28 protein-coding genes are annotated in these 23,601 nt (G+C 70.9%); 19 read left to right on the forward strand and 9 right to left on the reverse strand.

Annotated elements, in window-relative coordinates; genetic code table 11:
* Positions 1-34: 34 nt before the first annotated feature.
* On the reverse strand, positions 35-583 hold the full coding sequence (locus JKJ07_RS15755) for a hypothetical protein (RefSeq protein ID WP_202992264.1): 549 nt from the start codon (positions 581-583) through the stop codon (positions 35-37).
* A gap of 111 nt (positions 584-694) precedes the next feature.
* Here JKJ07_RS15755 and JKJ07_RS15760 point away from each other — a divergent pair, with 111 nt between their 5' ends.
* The 4 genes from JKJ07_RS15760 to JKJ07_RS15775 all read left to right on the forward strand — a co-directional run bounded on the left by JKJ07_RS15760 (position 695) and on the right by JKJ07_RS15775 (position 3,373).
* Positions 695-961 carry a DUF6412 domain-containing protein gene (locus JKJ07_RS15760; protein ID WP_202992265.1) on the forward strand — a complete coding sequence of 89 codons (267 nt, stop codon included), beginning with the start codon at positions 695-697 and terminating at the stop codon, positions 959-961.
* A 57-nt stretch (positions 962-1,018) separates the two neighbouring features.
* Positions 1,019-1,765, forward strand: a complete 747-nt coding sequence (yidC, locus tag JKJ07_RS15765; protein WP_202992266.1) for a membrane protein insertase YidC — start codon at positions 1,019-1,021, stop codon at positions 1,763-1,765.
* A 137-nt stretch (positions 1,766-1,902) separates the two neighbouring features.
* Positions 1,903-2,070 carry a hypothetical protein gene (locus JKJ07_RS15770; protein ID WP_202992267.1) on the forward strand — a complete coding sequence of 56 codons (168 nt, stop codon included), beginning with the start codon at positions 1,903-1,905 and terminating at the stop codon, positions 2,068-2,070.
* Positions 2,071-2,077: 7 nt separating this feature from the next.
* Complete coding sequence (locus JKJ07_RS15775; RefSeq protein ID WP_202992268.1) at positions 2,078-3,373, forward strand: VanW family protein; 1,296 nt, start codon at positions 2,078-2,080, stop codon at positions 3,371-3,373.
* On the opposite strand, the gene JKJ07_RS15780 is transcribed toward JKJ07_RS15775, so the two are convergent.
* Both JKJ07_RS15780 and JKJ07_RS15785 read right to left on the reverse strand, forming a co-directional pair.
* Positions 3,345-4,010: a GNAT family N-acetyltransferase gene (locus JKJ07_RS15780; RefSeq protein WP_202992269.1), complete on the reverse strand. Its 666-nt coding sequence runs from the start codon at positions 4,008-4,010 to the stop codon at positions 3,345-3,347. The two genes, JKJ07_RS15775 and JKJ07_RS15780, sit on opposite strands and share 29 nt — an antisense overlap.
* Before the next feature lie 9 nt (positions 4,011-4,019).
* Positions 4,020-4,622 (reverse strand): TetR/AcrR family transcriptional regulator, encoded by a 603-nt coding sequence (locus tag JKJ07_RS15785; protein WP_202992270.1) that lies wholly within the window; start codon positions 4,620-4,622, stop codon positions 4,020-4,022.
* A 38-nt stretch (positions 4,623-4,660) separates the two neighbouring features.
* Here JKJ07_RS15785 and JKJ07_RS15790 point away from each other — a divergent pair, with 38 nt between their 5' ends.
* Positions 4,661-5,530, forward strand: coding sequence for an alpha/beta fold hydrolase (locus tag JKJ07_RS15790; protein ID WP_202992271.1), 870 nt, complete (start codon positions 4,661-4,663; stop codon positions 5,528-5,530).
* Here JKJ07_RS15790 and JKJ07_RS15795 read toward each other — a convergent pair.
* Positions 5,520-5,948: an ester cyclase gene (locus tag JKJ07_RS15795; protein WP_202992272.1), complete on the reverse strand. Its 429-nt coding sequence runs from the start codon at positions 5,946-5,948 to the stop codon at positions 5,520-5,522. The genes JKJ07_RS15790 and JKJ07_RS15795 overlap by 11 nt on opposite strands.
* A gap of 70 nt (positions 5,949-6,018) precedes the next feature.
* Between JKJ07_RS15795 and JKJ07_RS15800 the strand changes: the two genes are divergently transcribed.
* The 12 genes from JKJ07_RS15800 (at position 6,019) to JKJ07_RS15855 (ending at position 17,835) form a co-directional block, all read left to right on the forward strand.
* The gene (locus tag JKJ07_RS15800; RefSeq protein WP_202992273.1) at positions 6,019-6,855 is read left to right on the forward strand and encodes a helix-turn-helix domain-containing protein; all 837 of its coding nucleotides are present in this window, start codon (positions 6,019-6,021) and stop codon (positions 6,853-6,855) included.
* Between the two features lie 223 nt (positions 6,856-7,078).
* A complete protein-coding gene (locus JKJ07_RS15805; RefSeq protein WP_202992274.1) occupies positions 7,079-9,313 on the forward strand; it encodes a hypothetical protein in 2,235 nt (744 codons plus the stop codon).
* 131 nt (positions 9,314-9,444) lie between these two features.
* A complete protein-coding gene (locus JKJ07_RS15810) occupies positions 9,445-10,005 on the forward strand; it encodes an RNA polymerase sigma factor (RefSeq protein WP_202992275.1) in 561 nt (186 codons plus the stop codon).
* Positions 10,005-10,823, forward strand: coding sequence for a hypothetical protein (locus JKJ07_RS15815; RefSeq protein WP_202992276.1), 819 nt, complete (start codon positions 10,005-10,007; stop codon positions 10,821-10,823). The genes JKJ07_RS15810 and JKJ07_RS15815 overlap by 1 nt, the downstream gene beginning before the upstream one ends.
* A 24-nt stretch (positions 10,824-10,847) precedes the next feature.
* Complete coding sequence (locus JKJ07_RS15820) at positions 10,848-11,582, forward strand: IclR family transcriptional regulator (protein ID WP_202992277.1); 735 nt, start codon at positions 10,848-10,850, stop codon at positions 11,580-11,582.
* Between the two features lie 50 nt (positions 11,583-11,632).
* Entirely contained in the window at positions 11,633-12,403 is a 771-nt protein-coding gene (locus JKJ07_RS15825; protein WP_202992278.1) for a 2-keto-4-pentenoate hydratase, read from the forward strand.
* On the forward strand, positions 12,403-13,323 hold the full coding sequence (locus tag JKJ07_RS15830; RefSeq protein WP_202992279.1) for an acetaldehyde dehydrogenase (acetylating): 921 nt from the start codon (positions 12,403-12,405) through the stop codon (positions 13,321-13,323). The genes JKJ07_RS15825 and JKJ07_RS15830 overlap by 1 nt, the downstream gene beginning before the upstream one ends.
* Complete coding sequence (dmpG, locus tag JKJ07_RS15835; RefSeq protein ID WP_202992280.1) at positions 13,320-14,333, forward strand: 4-hydroxy-2-oxovalerate aldolase; 1,014 nt, start codon at positions 13,320-13,322, stop codon at positions 14,331-14,333. Before JKJ07_RS15830 ends, dmpG begins: the two co-directional genes overlap by 4 nt.
* A gap of 322 nt (positions 14,334-14,655) precedes the next feature.
* A complete protein-coding gene (locus JKJ07_RS15840) occupies positions 14,656-15,186 on the forward strand; it encodes a pentapeptide repeat-containing protein (RefSeq protein ID WP_202992281.1) in 531 nt (176 codons plus the stop codon).
* Between the two features lie 57 nt (positions 15,187-15,243).
* Positions 15,244-15,870 carry a hypothetical protein gene (locus JKJ07_RS15845; RefSeq protein WP_202992282.1) on the forward strand — a complete coding sequence of 209 codons (627 nt, stop codon included), beginning with the start codon at positions 15,244-15,246 and terminating at the stop codon, positions 15,868-15,870.
* A 94-nt stretch (positions 15,871-15,964) separates the two neighbouring features.
* On the forward strand, positions 15,965-16,456 hold the full coding sequence (locus JKJ07_RS15850) for a Dps family protein (protein ID WP_202992283.1): 492 nt from the start codon (positions 15,965-15,967) through the stop codon (positions 16,454-16,456).
* Positions 16,457-16,476: 20 nt separating this feature from the next.
* Positions 16,477-17,835: a S28 family serine protease gene (locus tag JKJ07_RS15855; RefSeq protein WP_202992284.1), complete on the forward strand. Its 1,359-nt coding sequence runs from the start codon at positions 16,477-16,479 to the stop codon at positions 17,833-17,835.
* A 3-nt stretch (positions 17,836-17,838) separates the two neighbouring features.
* On the opposite strand, the gene JKJ07_RS15860 is transcribed toward JKJ07_RS15855, so the two are convergent.
* The 3 genes from JKJ07_RS15860 to JKJ07_RS15870 form a co-directional block, all read right to left on the reverse strand.
* Positions 17,839-18,708: a hypothetical protein gene (locus JKJ07_RS15860; protein ID WP_202992285.1), complete on the reverse strand. Its 870-nt coding sequence runs from the start codon at positions 18,706-18,708 to the stop codon at positions 17,839-17,841.
* Between the two features lie 39 nt (positions 18,709-18,747).
* Positions 18,748-19,416, reverse strand: a complete 669-nt coding sequence (locus tag JKJ07_RS15865) for a 4a-hydroxytetrahydrobiopterin dehydratase (RefSeq protein ID WP_202992286.1) — start codon at positions 19,414-19,416, stop codon at positions 18,748-18,750.
* Positions 19,417-19,477: 61 nt separating this feature from the next.
* The gene (locus JKJ07_RS15870; protein ID WP_202992287.1) at positions 19,478-20,161 is read right to left on the reverse strand and encodes a calcium-binding protein; all 684 of its coding nucleotides are present in this window, start codon (positions 20,159-20,161) and stop codon (positions 19,478-19,480) included.
* A 556-nt stretch (positions 20,162-20,717) separates the two neighbouring features.
* Here JKJ07_RS15870 and JKJ07_RS15875 point away from each other — a divergent pair.
* Positions 20,718-21,017, forward strand: coding sequence for a helix-turn-helix domain-containing protein (locus JKJ07_RS15875; RefSeq protein WP_202992288.1), 300 nt, complete (start codon positions 20,718-20,720; stop codon positions 21,015-21,017).
* 59 nt (positions 21,018-21,076) lie between these two features.
* Here the strand turns inward: JKJ07_RS15875 and JKJ07_RS15880 are convergent, their stop codons facing one another.
* Positions 21,077-22,183: a DUF418 domain-containing protein gene (locus tag JKJ07_RS15880; RefSeq protein ID WP_202992289.1), complete on the reverse strand. Its 1,107-nt coding sequence runs from the start codon at positions 22,181-22,183 to the stop codon at positions 21,077-21,079.
* A gap of 100 nt (positions 22,184-22,283) precedes the next feature.
* Between JKJ07_RS15880 and JKJ07_RS15885 the strand changes: the two genes are divergently transcribed.
* Positions 22,284-23,180: a TetR/AcrR family transcriptional regulator gene (locus tag JKJ07_RS15885; RefSeq protein WP_202992290.1), complete on the forward strand. Its 897-nt coding sequence runs from the start codon at positions 22,284-22,286 to the stop codon at positions 23,178-23,180.
* On the opposite strand, the gene JKJ07_RS15890 is transcribed toward JKJ07_RS15885, so the two are convergent.
* Positions 23,169-23,552: a nuclear transport factor 2 family protein gene (locus tag JKJ07_RS15890; RefSeq protein WP_236028995.1), complete on the reverse strand. Its 384-nt coding sequence runs from the start codon at positions 23,550-23,552 to the stop codon at positions 23,169-23,171. The two genes, JKJ07_RS15885 and JKJ07_RS15890, sit on opposite strands and share 12 nt — an antisense overlap.
* Between the last annotated feature and the right edge of the window lie 49 nt (positions 23,553-23,601).

A 23,601-nucleotide genomic window follows, 5' to 3' on the forward strand; every position in this document is an offset into this window, starting at 1 on the left:
CGCTCAAGATCGGCGCAGCCCGGAGATCGCCGGCTCAGTGGCCCAGCAGCGCCTTGAGCAGCGAGATGCCCGCCGCCACGACCGCCAGCGCGATGCCGGCCAGGAGCGTACGGAAGGAAGGCTTTTCCGAGCGGAGGCGCTCGATCAGCAGGCCGACCAGCGCCATGCGGACCAGCAGATAGATCTCCGAGATCCAGGTCGCCCGGCCGCCGTCGATCCAGCCGGCCCAGGCCGCCGCCAGCAGCAGGCAGGGCACGATCGCGGACGAGGCGATCGGCTGGGAGTCGCGCAGCTCGTGCCAGATGGCGGCGCGGCTCATCGGCTCCCCGGCGCGGGCGTTGTGCCCGACGATCTCGGCGAACACGTGGGCCAGATAGGTCGACAGCGCCACCCCGAGGACGAGCGTGAGCGAATGCCCGTGCACCGCGTCCTCCTCGCGCAGCGGCACGAGCGTCGCGAAGACGATGATGTTGCCGTACAGGTAGGCCGAGATCCGGGCGGCCGCCCGCTCACCGGAGATGTTCTCATCGGCCCGGTAGCGGACGACCCGGTCGCGCAGGCTCGTGGCCCGATCGTTGATCACGACCTCATGATCACAGATCAGCCCGGCGGCGTTCAGGTCGCCACCTGACCGGCGAGCCCGCCGAAACGTGACAACGGCATCCGCTCGCATCGGGTTGCTACGTTTGTGGGCGTGACGTGGCTGGGTGCGATCTGGTGGTTGGTCAGTGTGCTGACCGACGCCGGCCCGTCCGCTCTGGCCGGCGTTCTCGTGGTGGCGGCCCTCGCCGCGGTGGTGCTGCTCGTCGTTCGGCAGATCCCCGGCGACCGCACGACCGGAGCCGGGCTGGCCTTGCGCGCCCGGGCCGGCAAGACGGGCGTCCCGCGCTATAGAGACCCCGACGCCCCCGGACGCACCCGCCCGAGAGGACCCACTGCGCGGCCCCTGGCGGCCGCCTGACGTTTGACGCGCGGCCGCTGGTGACGCCTGTCCGCCAGCCTCCTGAGGAGATCAGCCGTGTCCATCGTCTATACCGTCATTTCCGAAATCATCCAGTTGTGGCAATCCGTCTGGGGCTTCCTGGGCCCGAACTGGTCCTGGGTCGCCGCCATCGTTTTCGTCGTCCTCACCGTTCGCGTCGCGTTGCTGCCGCTTTTCGTCCGGCAGATGCGCTCCCAGCGGGCGATGCAGCGCCTCCAACCGGAGTTGCGCGAGCTGCAGACCAAGCACAAGGGCGACCCGATGGCGCTCGGCACCGCGATGACCGAGCTCTACCGAAAGAACAACGTCAGCCCGTACGCGAGCTTCGTGCCCCTGCTCGTGCAGGCGCCGATCCTGTTCGGCCTGTTCCACGTGTTGCGTCACCTGCGCCCGACGATCACCGACCCGGCCACGCAGACCCTGTACGGGTGGACCACCGCGCAATTCCACGACGCGTCGCACGCCACCCTGCTCGGCGCCCCGCTCGCCTCGACGTTCAGCAGCGGGGGCGCCCTGGTAGCCGCGGTCCTGATCGCCGCCATGGTCACGACGACGTTCCTCACCATGCGGTTGTCGGCGGTCCGCAACGCGCCGGTCGAGGACCCGATGCAGCGCACCATCCAGCGCGTGATGACGTACGGGATCCCGCTCTCCCTGCTCGTCAGCGGCGTCATCTTCCCGGTCGGCGTGCTGCTCTACTGGACGACGCAGAACGTGTTCGCCCTCGGCCAGCAGGCCTGGCTGCTGCGCCGCTATCCGGTGGAGATTCCGGCTAGCCGGTAGCCGGGTTGGGTGCTCGCCGTGACGACACGAGCCGCCCCGACCGCCGAAGTGATCAGGCATGAGGGGGCAAGCGCGGCGACGGCGAGACGCTGAACGAGGACGGACGAGCGGGCGATTTGTCCGCTACCGTCCCGGCCGTGAGCGAGGCCACCCCGGCCTCGTTCCGGCTGGCCGGCCCACGCCGTACGGTCATGGAAGGCCTGCTCAGGGCCGATCCGGGCGACCGTTGGGGCATCACCCGGACGCGCGCGGCCCTGCAGGAGCAGTCGTTGTGCGGATGGCGGGGCCGTCATGTCCGGGCATGATCTTTACGTGACAGACGAGCGTTGGACCGCGAGCGCGGCGGTTCCGCCCCCGGCCGCCCCGGGCAGAGGCAAGCGGCGGTGGGTGCTGGGGGTCGGCGTCGGCGTGCTGGTGCTGCTCGTCGGCATCGGCGCGCTGCTCGTGCGGCCGTCGACCGTGGTTCCGGCCAAGACCTTCATCGCGGGTGTGGCCGTCGGCGGGCTGAACGACCAGCAGTTGCGCGACGCGCTCGACGGGCCGGTGCGGGCCAAGGTCGAGCAGCCGGTCGAGATCGAGGCGGGCGATCAGCGGTTCACGGCCCGGCCGGGTGAGCTCGGCGTGCGGCTCGACGCCGACGCGACCCGGCGGGCGGTGGGCGTGACCCGGCTGCGGCTGCCCGGCGGCGGCCGGCACGACATCACGCCCGTGCTCAGCGTCGACGAGGCCGCGGCCACGAAGGGGCTCGACACGTTGCTGGCACCGGTCGGCAAGCCCGCCCGGCGTGCCTCGGTCGTGCTGGCCAAGCCGGGCACCGTGCTCGACGGCAAGGGTGATCTCGCGTACGAGGCCTCGGCTCGTGGGGTGACGGTGCAGGCGGGGGAGCCCGGCCGCGGCGTGGACACCACCGACGCCGTACGGCTGCTGACCGGCGCCGTCCGTGAGGGCGCGACCGCGGTGGCCGTGGCCGTGCGCGCGCTCCCGCCCGGCGACGCCGACCCCAAGCTGGCCGGGGTCGACCAGCTGATCGGCACGTTCACCACCTATCACCCGTGCTGCGCGCCCCGGGTCAGCAACATCCACCGGATCGCCGAGCTGGTCGACGGCACCGTGGTCCCGGCCGGGGCGACGTTCTCGCTCAACGACACCGCCGGCGAGCGCACCCGGGCCAACGGCTTCGTGCCCGCCCCGGCCATCGTCGACGGCGAGCTCGAGGACCAGCTGGGCGGCGGCGTCTCGCAGTTCTCGACCACGCTGTTCAACGCGGCCTGGTTCGCCGGGCTCGACGTCGTCAAGCACCAGCCGCACTCGCTCTACATCAGCCGCTACCCGCCCGGCCGCGAGGCGACCCTGGACTGGCGCTCGATCGACAACGTCATCCGCAACGACACGGACGCCCCCTTCGTCATCCGGGTCCGCAGCACCGACACGTCCGTCACGGTCGGCCTGTACGGGCACACCGGCGACCGTGAGGTGCGTTCGGTGACCGGCCCGCGCCGCCCCCGCGACAACGGCGGCTTCCGGGTCACCGTCACCCGGACCGTGCTGCAGGGCGGCCAGGAGACCGGCACCAAGTCGTTCAGCTGGACGTATCAGGGCCTGGACTGACGCCCAGCACGGGCAGGCATGCCGCGACGCCGGTCAGCTCGACGTCGTCGCGGCGGGTCCGCTCCCACGCCTCGCGGGTGAGCCGCCACTGCTGGATCAGGCCGGGCTCGCCGCGGCGGGTGTCCCAGTCGGTGCCGTTCGGCTCGTAGCCCAGCCCGCGCGAGATGGCGTTCGAGGCCGCGTTGTCGGCGAAGGCGTCGCTGCTGGCCTCCCGCGCGCCCAGCCCGGCGAAGGCCAGGTGCAGGATCGCCGTACGCATCTCCTTGCCCAGCCCTTGCCCGCGCCGGCCCGGGGCCAGCCACGAGAAGCTGGTGACCGTGCCGAACTGGGTGAACTTGCGGCCGACGAGATCCTGCATGCCCACCGCCTCGCCGTCGACGAGCACCACGAAGTAGAGCCGCCACAGCTCCGGCGTCACCCGCCCCCGGCCGCGCCAGATGCCTTGCAGCCACTTCCATTCGCGTTCCGGATTGTCGGCGTAGAACGAGATCGGATCGTCGAACGGCCACGGTTCGACATCGGCGACACCGGCCCGCACGACCGGCACGAGCCTTTCCAACAGCTTGTCGGATGCACCGGCCAGCGTGAGCCGGGGCGTACGGACCTCGACGTTGAGCGGGGGATAGGTGTGGGCCATGCCCGGAAGTTAACCCGGCCGGAACAACCGCCCGAGCTGATCCTCGAGGATCAGCCGGGCCGCGGCGCCGTCCCGCTGGCCGCCCAGCACGCTCGAACCCAGCCCGTTGGTCAGCGCCAGCAGCGCGGCCGCGCCCAGTGCCGGGTCCACCTCGGCCGCCACCTGGCCCGCCTCCTGAGCCGCGGCGATCTGCCTGGCCAGCAACGACTCCAGCTTGTCGGGATAGGTGGCGCCGTGCCGCCGGGCCAGCTCGGGGTCGCTGAAAACCAGGGTGTAGAAGCCGGTGTAGGCCCGCGTCAGCCGCACGCTCTCCTCGTCGGTCGGCAGCACGGCGGTGAGCGTGCCGTAGACGACCGTGCGCGGGGTGACCGGGCCGAGCGCCCGGATGCTCGCCGCCACCCGCTCGGTGAGCTGCTCGCCCAGATAAGCCAGGGCGGCCACCAGCAACTGCTCCTTGGTGTGGAAGTAGTACTGCACGAGCCGCAGCGAGACGCCGGCCTCGGCCGCCACCTCGCGCATGGTGGCCGACTGCAGCCCGCGCGTGCTCGCGATCCGCAGCAGGGCCTCGCCGATCTGCCGCCGCCGCTGCTCGTGGTCCACCCGTTTCGGCATCGTTTTATGATACCGTTGTATCAAAATAGGAGGTAGCGATGCCCATCGGCGAGTTCCGCAACGATCGAGCCCGCGAGCGTTTCCTCACCGCCTACCAAGACGCGGCCGACCGCCTCTGGCCGGCCGCGTCGGTCGACTCCGATGTGGACACCAGCTTCGGGGCGACCCGTGTGCACCGGCTCGGCTCCGGCGGCGGCCAGGAGCCGTTCGTGCTGCTGCCGGGCTCCGGCGGCCCGTCGCTGATGTGGCACGCGTACGTCCGGCGCCTCGCCGAGTCGCGGCCGGTGATCGCGATCGACCCCGTCGGCGAGCCCGGCCCGTCGGTGCAGACCCGCGCGATCGACAGCGGCGACGAGTGGTCCCAGTGGCTCGGCGAGGTGCTCACGGCGCTGGGCGTCGGCCGCGCTCACCTGGTCGGCACCTCGTACGGGGGCTGGATCGCCCTGCGGCACGCCCTGCGCTCGCCGCAGGCCGTGGCCAGCCTCGCGCTGCTCGACCCCGGCGGCTTCGGCCGGGTCAGCCCGCGCTTCATCGCCTGGGTGATCGCGTGCGGGCTGGCCGGGTTCGCGCCCCGGCCGGTCCGGCACGCGCTGGCCCGCCCCCTGCGCAACGTGACCCTGCGCGAGGACGACGCCATGGAGCTGGTCAAGGCGTCCTTCGGCTTCCGGCGCCGGCACGTCCTGCCCGCCCCGCTCACCGACGAGGAGCTGGCCCGCATCGCGGCGCCGACCCTGGTGCTGCTCGGCGGGCACAGCCAGCTCTACGACGCCCGCGAGGTCGCGGCCCGGGTCACCGCCCACATGCCGCACGCCGTCGCCGAGATCATCCCCGAGGCCGGCCACGACGTGGTGCTGTGGCACCCCGAGGAGTTCGCCGGCCGCATCGCCGCGGTCCCCCTCAAGCTTTGAGCTGATTGAGCAGGGCGCGGTTGTCGAAGCGCACCCATTCCTCGGCGATGCGGCCCTGGTCGTCCATCCGGAAGATGTTGCTGAGATCCCAGACGACACGTTTGCCGTTGGGCGGCAGCGGGCCGTCGGGGGATTGGGTGAACTCGTGGGCGAACGTGCCCTCGATGTAGGTCTGGCAGGCGATGTAGTCGCCCTCGACGACGATGATGCCGCGCCGGATCGTACGGTCGTCGAAGGCGGCGCGGATCGACGTGAAGTAGTCGGCCAGCCCGGCGTAGTCGGTGTCGAAGCCGTCCGGGCCGTGGAAGCGGAACTTCTCGGTGTCGAAGTACGACGGGGTCTCGGGGTGGTCGCCCGACACCTCCAGCTCGCCGGCCCGCACGAGTCGCGCCACGAGTTCGTCCCTGGTGAAAGTCATGCCCCGACGCTAGGCCGGGCCCGGGTGCGGCGGCGCGGACGAAAGTGCGGGGTGGGAGCACAATAGTGCGGTGTTGAGCACGACCCTGCACGCCGGGCAGCCCTATGCGACCAGCACCTTCGACTCGTGGGAGCGCGGCTGGCGGTCGCTGCTGCTGCGCCGGTGGACCCACGCCGCCGAGGCCGACGACGTCACCGTGCCCGCGACCGGCGAGCAGATGGTCGCGGTGATGGTGTCGGGCCGCCGCCGGGTGCGGATCGGCGCCCGGACGGCCGTGCTGAGCGCGGGCGACGTCAGCATGACCCCGCCCGGTCAGTCCTCCCGGCTCAGCTGGCGCACCGAGGGGCCGGAACCCTCGGCCATGCTGCAACTGCACCTGCCGAGCGAGATCACGGAGCGGCTGGCCGCCGAGCTGGGCGCGGTGCACCGGCCCGATGCGTTGCGCGCGGCCGATCCCCTGGTGGCCGAAACCATCCGTACGCTGGAGCGCGCGGCCCGCGACGGCGCGCCCGACCTCTACGCGGCGTCGGCGGCCGAGTTCCTCGCCGTGCACCTGCTGACCCGGACCGTGCCCGCGCCGCCGCGCCACGAGGACGCCCGGGTGCGACTGCTCAAGGACTACCTGCACGCCGCGCTGGAGCGGGACGTCTCGCTGGCCGACATGGCCCGTGAGGCCCGGATGAGCCGCTACCACCTGATCCGGGTCTTCACCGCGGCCGAGGGCATCACCCCGTATCGCTACCTGATGCGCCTGCGGGTCGAGCGGGGCCGCCGGTTGCTGACGTCGACCACCCTGCCCGTCGGCGTGATCGCCCGCCGGTGCGGCTTCTCCGACCAGGCTCACTTCGCCCGGGTCTTCCGCCGCGCGACGGGCGTCGCCCCCACCGAATACCGGGCTGCCAACTAGGGTCCGTTTCATAACTGTGGCGGGGCTGCGGCAGGGCCCAGATCCCGCCTGGCGGCGTCCCGCGAAAAGCCAGGTTCCAACACCGGGAGCCAGGCTTCCACGGGCCACCACCAGACGAAATCTGGACCCGGCCTCGCACCCACCCCAGTTCTGAAACGGACCCTAGATCGGGGGCTGTCTATGATCTGGCCGCCCGATCTCGCGGGCCGGTACGGGGAGTCCCATGAAGAAGTGGTTTTTGTCCATCTGCGCGGCCGTGCTCGCCGCCTCCACTCTGGCCGGTGCGCCGGCCGCCGCGGCCGCGGATTGCGGCGGCCCGCTCGCCATCGGTGAGGTCGCCACCTGCGCGTCGATCAGCGGCACCCAGGAGCAGGTCTACTTCGTCAGCGTGCCCAAGGCCAACGACGTTCTCTACACGATGCTGACCCGCGGCAGCGGCGAGTCGCCGCGGGCCGCCGTGACCGGGCCGACCGGCGCCGCCGTCTGCACCATCCTGTCCGACGCCGGGCGCTGCGAGCTCAAGAGCGCCGGCACTTACAAGATCGTCGTGTCGCTCTACTTCGAGGGAACCGGCGACTACACGCTGGGGGTGCAGTCGCTCAAGTCGCCGTCGGCCTGCACGACACTGCCCGCCTCGTTCTTCTCGTTCGCCTCGACCGGGCAGGCGGGCTCGCTGCCCGCCGGCGCTCCCGGCGACTGCTTCCGGTTCAACCAGCCCACCGGCAGCGTGCTGCGGCTGTGGTCGCCCAAGGGCAACGGCGACATCCAGGGCGACATCCTCGACGCCGATCTGCAGTACGTCTGCCAGATCCGGTACGCCCAGAACTGCACGCTCACCGGCTCCGGGCCCTACCGGCTCAACCTGGCCGAGGCGTACGGCAACCCGACCCCGTACACGCTGCGCATGTCCCGCATCTCGAACGCGGCCGGATGCCAGGTGCTCCGGACCGCGCCGTTCGGCGACCCCAGCGCGTACGAGGGCACCGGAAGTTTGCCGCAGCAGGAGGACATCGCCTGTCACAAGACGCGGGTGACCGCCCCCGGCACGCTCGGGGTGCGCATCTTCGACGTGCAGAGCATCTCGTGGACGGTCTACGACGACGCGGGTCAGGCGATCTGCTCGAAGGGGGGCCAGGAGCCGTGCGCGTTGCCCGCGGCCGGTGACTACACGGTCATCGCCGAGAGCGGGCACTGGGAGCCGATCGACTACCGGATCGCGGTCAACGCCCTGGCTCGTACCACCGGTTGCGCGGCCGCGACCGGGTTGTCGTGGGCGGCCGACGCGCTCGTCGTGCACCAGAGTTCGCCCGTGCAGACGAACTGCCACCCGTTCCGGGGCACCGCCGGTGACCGGGTCATCGCGTACGCGTCCTCGACGTCCTACAACGAGGTCCGCAAGACGATCGTCGACAGCACCGGCGCGGCGGTCTGCACCGGGTTCAGCGAGGAGGACGGCTGCGTCCTGCCCGCCACCGGCACGTACCGGGTCGTCTCCTACCTGACCATGTGGGGCCCGGATGCCACCGACGAGACCTACGAGCTGCAGGTCCGCCGGTTGTCCCAGCCCGCCGGCTGCCCGGTCGTGCGGCCCGGGGCCTACAACGCGCCGCCGTCCGGGGCGCTCGGCCCGATCCGGTGCCGGACGCTGGTCGTCACCGAGCCCGGCGCGTACACCGTCCGCGGCTTCGACGACGAGAACTACCCGAAGTACGGCCAGCTGTACGACGGCAGCGGGCTCAAGGTGCGCGCCTACAACCTGCCGGCCGGCCGGTTCACCTGGGTGGTCGGCGGCGGCGCGCCCGACGTGATCGACAACAACGTCACGTACGTGACCTCGGTCCTGCCCGCCAAGCCGTCCGGCTGCCCCGCGGTGACCGCCGGTGCCGCCTGGCAGGCCGAGTACACCCAGCCCGGGCAGGTCTTCTGCCGCTCGCTCGACGTGCCGCAGGGGGCGCGGCTGGCCCAGTTCCGGCCGACCGACGGGGTGCTGCCCGAGGCCCGCCTGCTCGACGGGGCCGGAAACTACGTGTGCGACTCGGCCACGCTCAACCAGTACAGCTGCCCGCTGGGTGAGCCCGGCCCGTACACGGCCGTGCTCGAGCAGCGGCAGGGCGTGGCCCCGGGCGCGTTCGCGACCGCGTTCACCCGGGTCGACGGCGCGACCGACTGCCCGGTGCTGCCCGCCGACGGCACGACGGTGCAGACGGGTGAGGACCGGTTCACCGCGTGCTTCACTATCCCGGCTGACCAGCACGGCGCGACCGAGAAATTCACGTACCAGCGCATCTCGGGCGCGGGTACGGCTCGGCTCTCGGTCTTCACCGGCGAGGGTGTGCGGTATTGCCGCACCGGGGACGCCCCGGAGCGTACGGTCACGTGCACGACGCCCGCCGGCCCGCTGACCGTGGTGCTGGAGGGCCCGCTCGCGGGAGGCGAGTTCCGGCTCACCCGCGGCTGACCGTCGCAGAACGGCCGGGCCCGCCATTCGCGGGAGGCGCCCGGCCGTTCTGCGTTACGGTGCCTGCCGCCGGCTCGCGGGAAAGACCGGAAACACTTGCCGCGCCGCGGACATGTTGAGGTGTGACAGAGATGCGAGAACGGCAGCGGTACGAGGAGGTGTACCAGCGCACGTACGTCGACCTCGTCCGGTTCGTCGTCCGGCGCGGGCACCCCGCCGACCAGGCCGAGGACGTGGTGGCCGAGGCCTTCGTCGTCGCGTGGCAGCGCCTCAAGGATCTGCCCGGCGACCTCGGCGAGGCCCGCGCCTGGCTCTTCGGCATCACGCGCCGGCTGTTACTGGCGAAGCAGCGGGCCGACAACAGAGGCCAGGCGTTGTCCGTACGGATCGCCGGGGCGGCCGCCACCGACGGCCGCACGCTGGAGCACGACGACCTGGTCGCCACCTCGGTCGACCTGGCGCAGGCGTGGACCCGGCTGAGCGCGATCCACCAGGAAGCACTGAGCCTGTCGGTCTGGGACGGGCTGACCGGCGCCCAGGCGGCCCAGGTGCTGGGCATCTCGTCCGTGGCCTTCCGGATCCGCCTCAGCCGCGCCCGGCGGCTCCTCAAGAACCACCTCGGCAGCGCCGCAGAAAGCAGCGCCGCCGAGAGCTCCCACATGCCCGCCAGCAGCGAAAAGGGATACGTGTGATGACGACGACCGATGAACAGCTCCGGCCCCACGACCCGGCCCGCCACATTCCCGATCATCTGGTCCGTGCGCCGCACGCAGCGGCCACGCTGACCCGGATCATGGCGACCGAACCCGGCACCGGCACCCCTGCCGTGTCCGCCCGCCCGGCCCGCCGGGCCCGGCGCGTGGCCCAGTTCGCCCTGGCCGGGGTCGTCGCGACCGTGGGGCTCGCCGCCGCCCCGATCCTGGGCACCGACCACGCGGCCACCGCGACCTGGGAGGCCGTCGCCCGCCCGGCCACGCCCCAGGAGCTGGCGGAGAACGGGCGGGAGTGCGCGGAATGGACCCGCCTCGGCCCGGGCGCCACCCCGCGGATGGTCGAGATGCGCGGGGCCTGGGTGATGACCTACGTGACGACCGCGACGGGCGAGGCCCAGTGCCTGAGCTCGACGGTCAAGACGGCCGAATATCCGGACGGGGAGGGCGAGGCGTCCTCCGGCCCGCTGCTGCCCGTGCCGGCCGCGAACGCGCTGGCCACGAGCGGCGTGCACATGACCTCGGGCGGGGTCTCCTCGGGCACCCAGTTCATGGTCTCGGGCAAGGCCGGCTCGCAGGTCACCGCGATCACCTTCAGCACGCAGGACATGCAGGTCAAGGCCACTGTCAAGGACGGCTACTTCACGGCCTGGTGGCCCAAGCGCAAGCCCGACACGATCGCCGGCCGGCTGATCGACTACTCCGGCTACAACGGCTCGCCCAACCCCGAGGTCACGATCACGCTGAGGAACGGGCAGACGATCGAGACGCGGATCAAGGACTACGACGTCAACCAGTGATCGCCCTGGTCATAGGCTGACCCCATGTCGGTCGTCGGGAAGGTGTCGCTGATCCTGGACGCCTTCACCGCCGAGGATCGCGGGATCGGATTCGCCGAGTTGCAGCGGCGGACCGGTCTCGCGAAGGCGACCCTGCACCGGCTGACCGGCGAGATGGTCGACGCGCGGCTGCTCGACCGGGTCGACGGCAGATATCACCTCAGCGGGCACCTGTTCGCGCTGGGCATGCGGGCCTCGGTCGAGCGCAGCCTGATCGAGGTGGCCACGCCGTTCCTGGAAGACCTTTACGAGCGTACGCACGAGACCGTGCACCTGGGCCGGCGCGAGGGCACCGAGGTCGTCTACGTGGCCAAGATCGGCGGTCACCGGCAGGCGCGGGCACCCTCCCGGCTCGGTGGCAGGTTGCCGCTGCACGCCACGGCGATCGGCAAGGCCCTGCTCGCGTTCGCGCCTGACCCCGTACGGGCGGAAGTGTTCGCGAAACCGTTGGAGCGGCTGGCCCCGAGGACCGTGACGTCGGCTGCGCTGCTGCGGCGCCAGCTCGACGAGGCGGCCGAGACGGGATTGACGTACGAGGCGGAGGAGTCGGCGGTCGGGATCGTCTGCGTCGGCGCCCCCGTGCTCGACGCGGACGACGTGGCCGTGGCGGCGATCAGCGTGGCCGGGCCGTCGACCCGCTTCCAGCCGCAGAAACACGGCGCGGCGGTGAAGGCGGCAGCGGCCGAAATCGCGATCACGTTGGCGCGGCGTTCCGCATAACGGAACTTTTTGCTAGGACAAACCGGCCCCCGCCAGGCATCGTCAACCCCATGACATCGCCAGCGGCCCAGCGCCTGCTCGACGCGGCCCGCACGGGAACCCCGTGTGCGCCGGTCCGTGACCTGATCGGGGCCGACGACATCGCGGCCGCCTACGCCGTGCAGCGGGAGCAGACGCTGCTCCGCGAGAAGAGCGCGCCGATCGTCGGGCACAAGATCGGGCTGACCAACCCGGCCGTGCAGCAGCAGCTCGGCGTCGACCAGCCCGACTTCGGGGTGCTGTTCGCCGACATGGACGTCAGCGCGCTCGAGGTGGTGCCGGTGGCCGGGCTGCTGCAGCCGCGCATCGAGGCCGAGGTCGCGTTCCTGCTCAAGGCCGACCTGACCGGCGAGTTCACGGCCGACGACGTACGGGCCGCGGTTGACCTGGTCGCCCCGGCGCTCGAGATCGTCGACAGCCGGGTCGCGGGCTGGGACATCAGCATCGCCGACACGGTCGCCGACAACGCCTCCAGCGGGCTGTTCGTGCTGGGCCCGGCCCGCAAGACGCTGGACGAGGTCAGCCCGGTCGACATCCAGATGGAGATGACGGTCGACGGCGAGGTCGTCTCCAAGGGCTCCGGCGCGGCCTGCCTGGGCGACCCGCTGACCGCGCTGGCCTGGCTGGCCACCGCCGCCCGCGACTACGGCGACCCGCTGCGGGCCGGGCAGGTCGTGCTCTCGGGCGCGCTCGGCCCGATGGTCCCGGTCAAGCCGGGCATGCGTGTGCACGCCACCCTCACCGGCCTCGGGTCGGTTTCGACGAACTTCGGAGAGGCCTGATGGGTACGAAAGTTGCCGTCATCGGCTCGGGCAACATCGGCACCGACCTGATGATCAAGATTCTGCGGCTCTCGGAGACGTTGGAGATCGCGGCCATGGTCGGCATCGACCCCGCCTCCGACGGGCTGGCCCGGGCCGGTCGGCTCGGGGTGGCGACGACCGCCGAGGGGGTCGACGGCCTGATCGCCATGGACGGCTTCGAGGACATCGAGATCATCTTTGATGCGACCTCGGCCGGCGCGCACCTCGCCAATGCCAAGAAGCTGGAGCCGTACGGGAAGGTCTTGATCGATCTGACGCCCGCGGCGATCGGCCCGTTCGTGGTGCCCGCGGTCAACCTCGACATCCACGAGAGCGCGCGCAACATCAACATGGTGACCTGCGGGGGACAGGCGACCATTCCGATCGTGGCCGCCGTGTCGCGTGTCGCGCCGGTGCCGTACGCGGAGATCGTCGCCTCGATCGCGTCCAAGTCGGCCGGGCCGGGGACGCGGGCCAACATCGACGAGTTCACCGAGACGACCGCGCACGCCATCGAGAAGGTCGGCGGGGCCACCCACGGCAAGGCGATCATCGTGCTCAACCCGGCCGACCCGCCGCTGATCATGCGGGACACGGTGCTGTGCCTGGTCAACGCGCCGTCCGCGGTCGAGCGCGAGGAGATCAAGGCGTCGATCGAGGCCATGGTCAAAACCGTCGCCGGGTACGTGCCGGGCTATCGGCTCAAGCAGCAGGTGCAGATCACGCCGATCCCCGGCGACCAGCCGGTGCACACGCTGGCCGGTGACGCGCCGGTGACCCATCAGGTGTCGGTGTTCCTCGAGGTCGAGGGGGCCGCGCACTACCTGCCCGCGTACGCGGGAAATCTCGACATCATGACCTCGGCCGCCATTGCCGCGGCGGAAAGGATCGCGGCGTGACGACGAAGCTGTTCATTCAAGATGTGACCCTCCGGGACGGCATGCACGCCGTACGGCACCGGATGGAGCTCGACTCGGTCGCGAAGATCGTGGGCGCGCTCGACGCGGCGGGCGTCGACGGCATCGAGGTCTCGCACGGCGACGGGCTCGCGGGCGGCAGCCTCAACTACGGCCCCGGCTCGCACACCGACTGGCAGTGGCTCGAGGTCGCGGCGGCCAACATCAACAACGCTCGCCTGACCACGCTGCTGCTGCCCGGCATCGGCACGATCGCCGAGCTCAAGCAGGCGTACGCGCTCGGGGTGCGCTCGGTGCGCATCGCCACCCACTGCACCGAGGCCGACGTCTCCGCGCAGCACATCGCGACGGCCCGCGAGCTGGGCATGGACGTCTCCGGCTTCCTGATGATGAGCCACATGGCCCCGCCCTCTGTGCTCGCTTCTCAGGCCAAGCTCATGGAGTCGTACGGCGCGCACTGCGTCTACGTCACCGACTCGGGCGGCCGGCTGATGATGGACGGCGTCCGCGACCGCATCCGTGCCTACCGCGAGGTGCTCGACCCGGCGACCGAGATCGGCATCCACGCCCACGAGAACCTGTCGCTGTCGGTGGCCAACTCGATGATCGCCGTCGAGGAGGGCGTCTACCGCGTCGACGCCTCCCTGGCCGGTCAGGGTGCGGGCGCCGGCAACTGCCCGATCGAGCCGTTCGTGGCCGTGGCCAACCTCAAGGGCTGGGAACACCGCTGCGACCTGTTCGCCCTCCAGGATGCGGCCGAGGATCTCGTACGCCCCCTGCAGGACCGCCCGGTGCGGGTCGACCGCGAGACGCTGACCCTGGGCTACGCCGGCGTGTACAGCTCTTTCCTGCGGCACGCCGAGCTGGCCGCTTCGCGCTACAACGTCGACGTCCGCACGATCCTGGTCGAGGTCGGCAAGCGCGGCCTGGTCGGCGGCCAGGAAGACCTGATCGTCGACATCGCCCTGGACCTCACCGCCGGGCGCGCGTAAACAGTCGCCGACCGGCCGGCTCGCACCGCGCGGGCCGGCTCCGGCGTGCTCGCCACGTCACCTTGGCGAGCGATCGTCGCTCGTTCCGCTTGGCCCAGTGAGAATCGGGGCCGATCCTGGTCGCATGGGCAAACTGGCTCCACGGCCTTGGACCGCAGCCTGTCTGCTCGCTGTCGGCATCCTTCTGGACCTGCGGGCCCTATCCGGATGCGGGAGGGCCGTGGCTGCTCAGCTATCCCGGAGTGGGAATCATGGCGGCGGGCGTCGCCCTCATCGGAGTGGCGGCGCTGGTGTGGATGATGACCGTCGCCGGTCAGGCCCCTTGGCCGATCGACCCGGGCTGAAGATCGAAGCCATCAAGTACGGTCTGGGGCTCTTCGCGGCCAGTGGGGCCGTGGCCGCGCTCTTGCTGGCCCTGCGTCGTCAGCGGCACCTGGAGTCTGCCCAGACCCACACCGAGCTCGACGCCTCCGAACGCCGTTTTACTGATCTCTACACCAAGGCGGTCGAACAACTCGGATCGGATGACGCTGCGGTGCGGCTCGGTGGCCTTTACGCGCTCGAGCGAGCCGCCCAGCACGCCGTCGAGGCCGTGTTCATCGGGAAGACCGGGTTCCCGGGGACGATCTTCGACGGGGAGGCCCGATTCGAGCGGGCGACATTCGAGGGTGCGGCCGACTTCGACGGCGCGACCTTCCACGGTGATGCCCATTTCGACGAGACGCGGTTCAGTGATCCCCCGACCTTCGAGGGAGCCCGTGCACCGGAGCATGGGGACCGGGCGGACGTCTGGCCCGTCGGCTGGCGCCTCGAGATCGACGGCTCGGAACGGGCGCGACTCATTCACGACTAGCCCTGGAGCCGCTGTGTCACGATTCCAGGATGGACCGCAGTGTCCGGGATTGCTGACATGTTCCCCGATGAATGGTGGTGGGGGGCCGGCAACCTGGTGGTCGCCGTGGGGCAGCCGTTGTTGCTGGCTTGGGTGCTCGAGGCCAGCATGTCCGGGGCGACCAGTGGGTTCGAGCCGCACTGGCTGGTCGTGGCCGGCTTTGTCGCGGCCGCGCTGCTCTGGATGGGCACGATCGTCCTGCACGCCAAGATGGGCCTCAACTTCGTGGCCTGCATCTTGCTGGTGTTCGTGGGCGGCGGCGTCCTCACCGTGGGTCAGGCCGGTGTGATGGCCGAGCGCGGGGTGCGTACGGCGTGTGTGGTCACGGCCGTGGACAAGCACACGCAGACCCACACCACATACGACTCGCCGGGCGGCGGGCAATCCACCTGGACGGAGACCTCCTACGTCCACGCGTTGCGGTGCGAGGACCCGAAGGTCACCGGCATCACCACGGGGACCCGGCTGGCCGGCGCCGGAGAACGCCTCGACGTCGACTATGACCCCGAGGGCCGGGTGGCCCCGCTGCCGGCCGACGTCACGGACAGCCGCGAGACGACTGAGCGGTGGGTGTGGTGGGTCCTCGCGGCGGCTGTGCTGGTGCGGGTGACCGCGGTCGTTTGGGAGTGGTACGACCCGTTCTGATCGGGCTGTGGTGGTCATTACCCGGTCCTTTTCTTGAATCATTCAAGTTTAGGGCTAGTGTTCAGGGCGAGATCCACACAAGGGAGGACCGAAGATGACCGTCACTCAGGGCATCCCGACTTCGTACACCCGTGCCACGCCCGCCCAGGCCGACCGGCTGCAGCGGGTGCTGGTCGACCTCGTCGCCCTGCACCTGCACGGCAAGCAGGCCCACTGGAACATCGTGGGCCCGAACTTCCGCGACCTGCACCTGCAGCTGGACGAGCTGGTCGACATCGCCCGCGAGGCCGGTGACACCATCGCCGAGCGGATGCGGGCCCTCGGCGCCGTGCCCGACGGGCGGCCGGCCGTGGTGGCCGCGCACACCGCCCTCGACGACCTCGGGCCCGGCGAGATCGCCACCGGGGACGCCGCCAACCGGGTCGCCGGGCTGATCGGCCAGGCCGTCGCCACGATCCGCGAGGTGCACGACGCGGTCGACGCCGAGGATCCGACCAGCGCCGACATCCTGCACGGCATCGTCCACGACCTCGAGAAGCAGGCCTGGATGCTCACTGCCGAGAACGCGATGCCCCGCCGATCGTGATCTTCGATTAATCTGCATCAATGCGTCGACTGCTGGTGGTTCTCGGCTCCGTCCTGGCTCTGCTCCTGCCCGCGGTGCCGGCCACCGCGGCCGACGACCTGCTCGACCGGCTCAAGGCAATCCCGGGGCTGACCGTCGTCTCGGAGACCCAGCCCACGGGCTACCGGTTCTTCGTGCTGACCTACCGCCAGCCGGCCGACCATCGGCATCCCGGCCGGGGCACGTACGAGCAGCGGTTGACCCTCCTGCACCGCTCGGCGGACGCCCCGACCGTGCTGTCGACCAACGGCTACGGGCTGGCCGCGAACCCGCAGCCGGGGCGCACCGAGCCGACCCGCCTGCTCGACGCCAACCAGGTGTCGGTCGAGCACCGGTTCTTCACCCCGTCGCGGCCCGCCCCGGCCGACTGGGACGACCTGACCATCTGGCAGGAGGCCACCGACGAGCACCGGATCGTCACGGCCCTCAAGACGATCTATTCGGCCAAGTGGATCCAGACCGGTGGCAGCAAGGGCGGCATGACCTCGGTCTATCACCGGCGGTTCTACCCGAACGACGTCGACGGCGTGGTGGCGTACGTGGCGCCGAACGACTCGCTCAACGACCTCGACGGCGCGTACGACCGGTTCTTCGCCACGGTCGGGGACGCGGCCTGCCGCAGCGCGCTCGACAACGTACAGCGGGAAGCTCTGAAAAGGCGCGATCGGCTGGTGCCCCGGCTCGAAGCCTCCGGCTACACATTTTCCCGTACGCTCGGGACCGCCGACCGCGCGTACGAGATGACTGTGCTCGACACCGTGTGGGCGTTCTGGCAGACCCGGCTCGCGGCCGACTGCGCGACCGTGCCCGCGACGACCGCCACCGACGACGAGCTCTACAACTGGATCGACGACGTGGCCGGCTGGTCGTTCTACACCGACCAGGGCCTCGAACCGTACTGGCCGTATTACTACCAGGCCGCCACCCAGCTCGGCTGGCCCTCGCTCAAGTTCGCGCACCTGCGTGATCTGCGGCGCTATCCGGGGCTCTACACGGCCAACTCGTCGCTGCCGGCCGAGCTGCGGTCGCGGCACAACCCGTTCCCGATGATCGACGTCGACCTGTGGGTGCGTACGGCCTCGCAGCGGATGCTGTTCGTCTACGGCCAGAATGACCCGTGGGGCGGCGAGCGCTTCACTCCCAGCCGGCGCGACTCGGCCCTTTTCGTGGCGGCGGGCTGGAACCACGGTGCCAACATCGCGCGCCTGGCCCCCGAGGAGTCGGCGAAGGCCACGGCGATGCTGCTGCGCTGGGGTGGCGTCTCGGCCGCGGCGGCCCGCAGCCGGGGGCCGGTGGCCGACCTGCCCGAGGAGGACATGCTCGAACCGTGGCGGCGGTGACGCTCAGCGGCGGCGGGCCCGGTCACGCAGGTCGCGGGCCATCGCGTACAGGGGATGGTCTTTGGGCGCGGCCCGCATGAGCTGTTTGGCGACGTCCTTGGCCACAGCGGCGTCCTCCCGGCGGCCGGTGCGCTGATAGCGGGCCAGGTGCGTCTCGCCGAGGTAATAGACCATCTCGACGTAGTCCATGTGCTCGGGCGAGGTCTGTTCCACCGCTTCCCGTACGGTCCGCAGCGCCGCCTCCAGGTCGGCCGGCTCGTTGGTGGCGGTGTAGCGCAGCCGGTACGCCTCGTGCAGCGCGAACAGGCGGGTGCCACGGCCGAGCTCGCCGGGCGGGGTCGCCGCCACCGACTCCTGGGCCGCGGCGATGGCGTCGTCCAGGTCGGCCAGGTCCTCGGTGCGGGCGAAGCGCAGCTCGATCGCCTCGGCCAGGCTCATCCGCAACGACGTCGCCTCGGCCTCGTCCCCGGCGGACCGCACGGCGTGCCGGGTCATCGCGATGACCTCGTCGAGCACGTCGAGCGGCTGCCCGGCGAAGGTGAAGACGGCGACCGGCTGCGGGTTGAGGCGCAGCGGCTTCGACGGCACCTCGGCCAGCACCGCCATCCGCTCGACGAGGTCGGGCACGTGGTCGTACACGGGCCGCAGCAGCGACTCGGCCCGCTCCAGGTCGCCGTTGCCCGGAGCGGCGACGTGCCGCACGTAGAAGTTTATCCCGGCCGCGTGCCGCACGGCGATCGGTGGCGGCTCGTGCGCCCGCAACAGAGCTTCCACATCCCGTACGGCGGCGGGGTGCAGAAGGTCCTCGGTGTCCCCGCTGTTGCCGTACCGGTTGACCCGGGCCCGTACGGCGTCGAGCCGCTCGTCCTGCATCGGTGCACACTAGGACCCCGAGCTGAACGGCGGCTGACTTTACTCAGCCGTGCAGACGCAGGCCCGGTTGCCGTCCTGGTCCGCGATCACCGTGAACGACGGCGCGTTGCTGTCGTCCACAATGGTGCCGCCCGCCGCCACGGCCGCCGCGATCCGCTGCTCGGCCACCTCCGGCGCCACCCACACGTCGAGGTGGAAACGTTGCCGCGGCGTCTCGTGCTCTTCGGTGTCCTGGAACCACAGGATCGGCACCCGCCCCAGCGCGTCCCGCACGTCGTCGCCGATCGTGCCGCGCCCGTGCGCCCCGGTGTCCCCGGTCAGCAGGGCCGCCCACATCGGCGCGATCGTCTTGGCCTGCGCCGTGTCGAGCGCCAGCTCAATGATCGTGATCGACCCCGGGTCGGCCGCGAGCCCTTGCTCCGCCGCCGTGGCACTGATCTGCCGGGCCAGCTCGACGTCGCGCTCGGTCACCCACTCGACTTGGTGCTCGCGGCCCTGGTCATCCCGGTAGATCGCATCCTCGCTGATCAGCTTCAGATCGACGTACCCGTTCCCCACCGTCACCCGCGCGGGCTCCCCGATCGCCCCGAGAAACCGTACGGCGTCCTGGAAGTCCTTGGTCACGAACCGGGCGTGCAGGCCCTGGCCCAGCTTCCGCCAGTCCATGAGATCGGCCGCCAAGATCTGCTCACGAGTCAACATCTCCATGCCGCGCACGCTAACCCCCATTCCGGACGATCCACGACCGGCTACCGTGGTGGGGGCGTTGTTACTTCACTTCGCAGCCGGATTTGGCCTCCACCGTGCGGCCCTGGTAGCGGTCGCCGACGCACCAGTCCGCGTTGCCGCCGCCGCCGTACATCGAGTCGTCGGTTCGTTTGTCGTTGGCGTAGAGGTAATCGCGGCCGCCGTAGCCGTAGAGCATGTCCCGGCCGCCGCCCTGCCATGCGTAGAGCCGGTCGGAGCCGCCGCTGCCGCGCAGAGTGTCGTTGCCGGGGCCGGCCACCAGGGTGTCGTTGCCCCAGTTCCGCGCCCAGTTGTGGCCGTCCCCGCCTTCCAGCGAGTCCTTGCCGCCCTCGCCGTAGAGGGTGTCGTTGCCGGCGAACCCGCGTAGCCGGTCGTCGCCGCTGCCCCCGTAGAGATAGTCGGCGCCGTTCTCACCGGCGATCAGGTCGTTGCCCGCTCCGCCGTTGAGGTAGTCGTTGCCGGCGTCGCCGCAGATGATGTCGTTGCCGCCCCCGCCGTACAGCCGGTCGGAGCCGCCGAGGCCGACGATCACGTCATTGCCGGGCGTCCCGTGGATGACGTCGTTGCCGGGGCCGCCCCAACGCGTGGCGTACGCGCCGTAGCAGCGGGGCGGCGCGGCCTGGGCGGCGCCGACCGGCACGGCCAGCACGACCGTGGCCGCCGCGGTGAAACAACCGACGAAGAGGCGTCCTGAGCTGAGGTTCATCACTGTGATCCCTTCCGATGGTTCCCCGGACGCCGTTGCCCGGGTGTACGAGAACCGTCGCAGGAACCGGTGGTCGCGCCACAGGAAGAAGTAAGCCCTGGAGCAGGTAAAAATGCCCGCTCCCGCGCGGGTGGCTGGGATGCCTGGGGCGTTGCTGGAGCCGTCGCGCCGCGCGGCGTACGAGTTCGTCGCCGGGCGGGCCGAGCCGGTCGGCCGCAACGAGGTCGCCGACGCCGTCGGGGTGGGCCGCAATGGCCCCGCCCGAAGCCTTCACCCTCCGCGACCCGTTCCCCGCCCCGGCGCCGTCCGCCCTTCCCTGAAGTCTTCGGCCACGAACGGGTGAAACGGTGCCGCATACTGTCGGTGGCCACTTATAGCATCGTTGCTATGACCTGGGGTACTGTCGAACTCGAGCCGGAGGTCGAGAAGTGGCTGGATGGCTTGCCGACCGCTCAGTTTGCGCACGCTGCGTTCTACATCGATTTACTGGCGGAGGAGGGGCCGCTGCTCGTGTCGACGAGGCGCACGAGGTCGTCGGCGAGGAGGGGGCTGGGCCATGAGCGAGGGTGACGGTTGGGCCGCGATGCGGGAGAGGCGGCTGGCGGAGCCGGGGGCTACCGAGGCGTATGAGGCCGCAGGACTGGCCTTCGAGCTCGGCCGTTCGGTCCGGGAGCTTCGGGAACGTCGCGGCTGGAGCCAGACGCAATTGGCCAAGGCGGCGGGAATGACGCAATCTGCGGTGGCCCGTTTCGAGGCTGGTGGGACGGTCCCGACCCTGACGGTGCTGGAGCGTTTGGCTCTGGCCCTGGACGTGAGCTTGAAGGTTGGTTTTGAGCCGCGCGGAGAGGCTGCTTGAACTGTTGCGGGCGGCTGACTTGACCCTCGCCGGTAATGATGATTCGGAGGGCACGCCGCTCATCTGTCACGTGCGTGAGCGTAGGTGAGGTGGCGCAGGGCGGTCTCGGCCGGGCCGCGGATGTCTCGGCGGCGCATCAGGTCGGCGAGCAGGACGGTCGCCAGCCACACCGCCAGCGCGACGAGCACGGCCACGGCCGGTGAGGTCAGCCGCAGGTGCAGCGCGTACGAGGAAAAGAGCAGGGCCCACGCCAGCGACTGGGCCAGATAGAAGGTCAGGGAGCGTTCGCCCAGGGCGGCCAGGGCGTCGACGACCGGGCCGCGGCGGTGGTCGAGGCGGAGGGCGAGCAGGGCGATCAACGCGGCGTAGCCCAGGCCGCCCGCGTAGCCGGTGGCCTGGTGCAGGGCCGTGGCGAGCATGACGTCGGCGGGGGTGACGCCGGTCCAGACGCCGGCCTTGTCGAGGGCCAGGGGCAGGCCACCGAGCACGGAGAGCGGGATGCCGACGGCGGCGATGGCGCGCAGCGGCCGGGGTTTGCCGAGCAGGCGGTGGCGGGACGCCAGGATGCCGGCCAGGAACGGCACGACGGTGCTGATCAGCATCATGACGGCGATCGCGGAGAACAGGCTCAGCCGGAAGCCGAGACCGTCGGACAGCCGCGGCAGGCCGTCCCCGGTCATGGCGTCGTCGGCGGCGACCAGCGCGTGCACGGCCGTGGTGACGGGAAGCCAGAGCGCGGCCCAGACGATCAGGGTGCGGTCGCGCAGCCGGAGCGCGCCGGCCAGGAGCACCGCGGTCAGGCCGTACACGGTCAGGATGTCGGCCGGGAAGAGCAGCACCACGTGGGCCAGCCCGAAGGCGATCAGCCAGAGGCCCCGGCGGCGGATCATGCCTCGGGCCCGGGGCCACGGGTCGCCCAGGCGGCGATGGATCTGGGCCAGGCCGTAGCCGAACAGGGCCGCGAACATGGGGTAGCCGCGCAGGTCGACGAGCATGACCGTGCCCGCGGTGGCGAGGCGGTCGGCCGTCGAGCCGCTGCGGTCGGGGCCACCGATGAGGACGGTGAACAGGTGGGTGTGGGCGAGCGCGATGACGAGGAGCATGACGCCGCGGGCCAGATCGGGGGCCAGGGTGCGGCGGTCGAGCGTGAGTGATCGGTTCGCCATGCGTACACAATAAACACGGCGATCGGGAGGCGAGAACTAGCAGAAAAAACTTGGCATACGGCGCTAGTGCACCTAGGTGGTGCGCTAGTACACTTGGGCCATGGAGGAGCTGCCGCCGTACGCCCGGATCGTGGCCGACATCCGGGCTCGCATCGACGACGGGGAGCTGGGCCCGGGTGATCGGGTGCCGAGCGCCCGCGAGATCATCCGGGAGTGGGGCGTGGCCATGGCGACGGCGACCAAGGCGCTGGCCGCCCTGCGCCAGGAGGGCCTGGTCGAAGCCGTACGGGGAATTGGGACTGTGGTCAGTGGACCGGCGCCGAAGCCCAGGAAGGAACCGAGACCGACCGGCCTGACCCGGCTCGCCGTCGTGGAGACGGCGATCGCCATCGCCGACGCCGAGGGCACCGACGCGCTGTCGATGCGCCGGGTCGCCACGAGCCTGAACGTGAGCACCATGGCCCTCTATCGGCACGTGGCCAACAAGGAGGCCCTGGCGACGGCGATGATCGACCACATCTACGCGGAGCACTCCCTGCCCGAGCCGCCGCCGGCCGCCTGGCGACCGGCCCTCGAGCTGGCGCTGCGGACCGAGTGGGAGATCTATCGGCGGCATCCCTGGGCGATCCGGCTGACCCCGCTCGCCGGCCCGGTGCACGCCCCGGCGCTGATGGACAACGGCGAGTGGATGATGCGGGTGCTCACCGCCGAGGGCAATTCCCCCGACAAGGCCGCGGCGATCCTGACCTTCGTCTCGTCCTACACCTCCGGCATGGCCCTGCAGGGCACGCGGGCGGTCATCGAGCAGTACGACTACGGGCTCGACGTCGAGCATTGGTGGAAGTCCCGCGCGCAGGAGTTCCGCCGGATCGCCGAGTCGGGCCGCTATCCCGTCACCTTCAGCATCACGGGCCCGCCCGACGTCCGGATCATCTTCGAGCTGGGCCTGAGACACCTGCTCGACGGGCTCGCTCCGCTGATCGAATCAGGCAGCTGAGGGCTCCCACCAGGTCTGATTGGCCGCCACCTGGGCCGCCGGCTCGAGGACCTCCCAGCCCTCGGCGATCAGGCCGTCGTCGATGCGCCAGATGTCGACGACCTCGATCTCGGCGGCAGGCAGCGTGCGGCGCGAGTACATGACGACCCGATCGTCGTCGGCCAGCAGGTGGCGGATCTCGACCTGCATGTCGGCCAGTGGCTCGAGTGCGGCTCCGACGGCATCGAGCCATTCCGCCTTCGAGTGCCGGAAACCGCCCGGCCGATGGTGGACGAAATCGTTGCTGAGGAACGGGGCGAGCGCGCCGGTGTCCCGCGTTTCGAGCAGCACGGTCAGCGCACGTTGGATGAGGTCTTTATTGGCAGCAGTCATGGGCACAATGCTTGCGGCGGCCGCGCCGGTTGTCGATGAACTCGCATTT

This window comes from Paractinoplanes lichenicola, from assembly GCF_016785085.1.
GTDB classification, from domain to species: Bacteria; Actinomycetota; Actinomycetes; order Mycobacteriales; family Micromonosporaceae; genus Actinoplanes; species Actinoplanes lichenicola.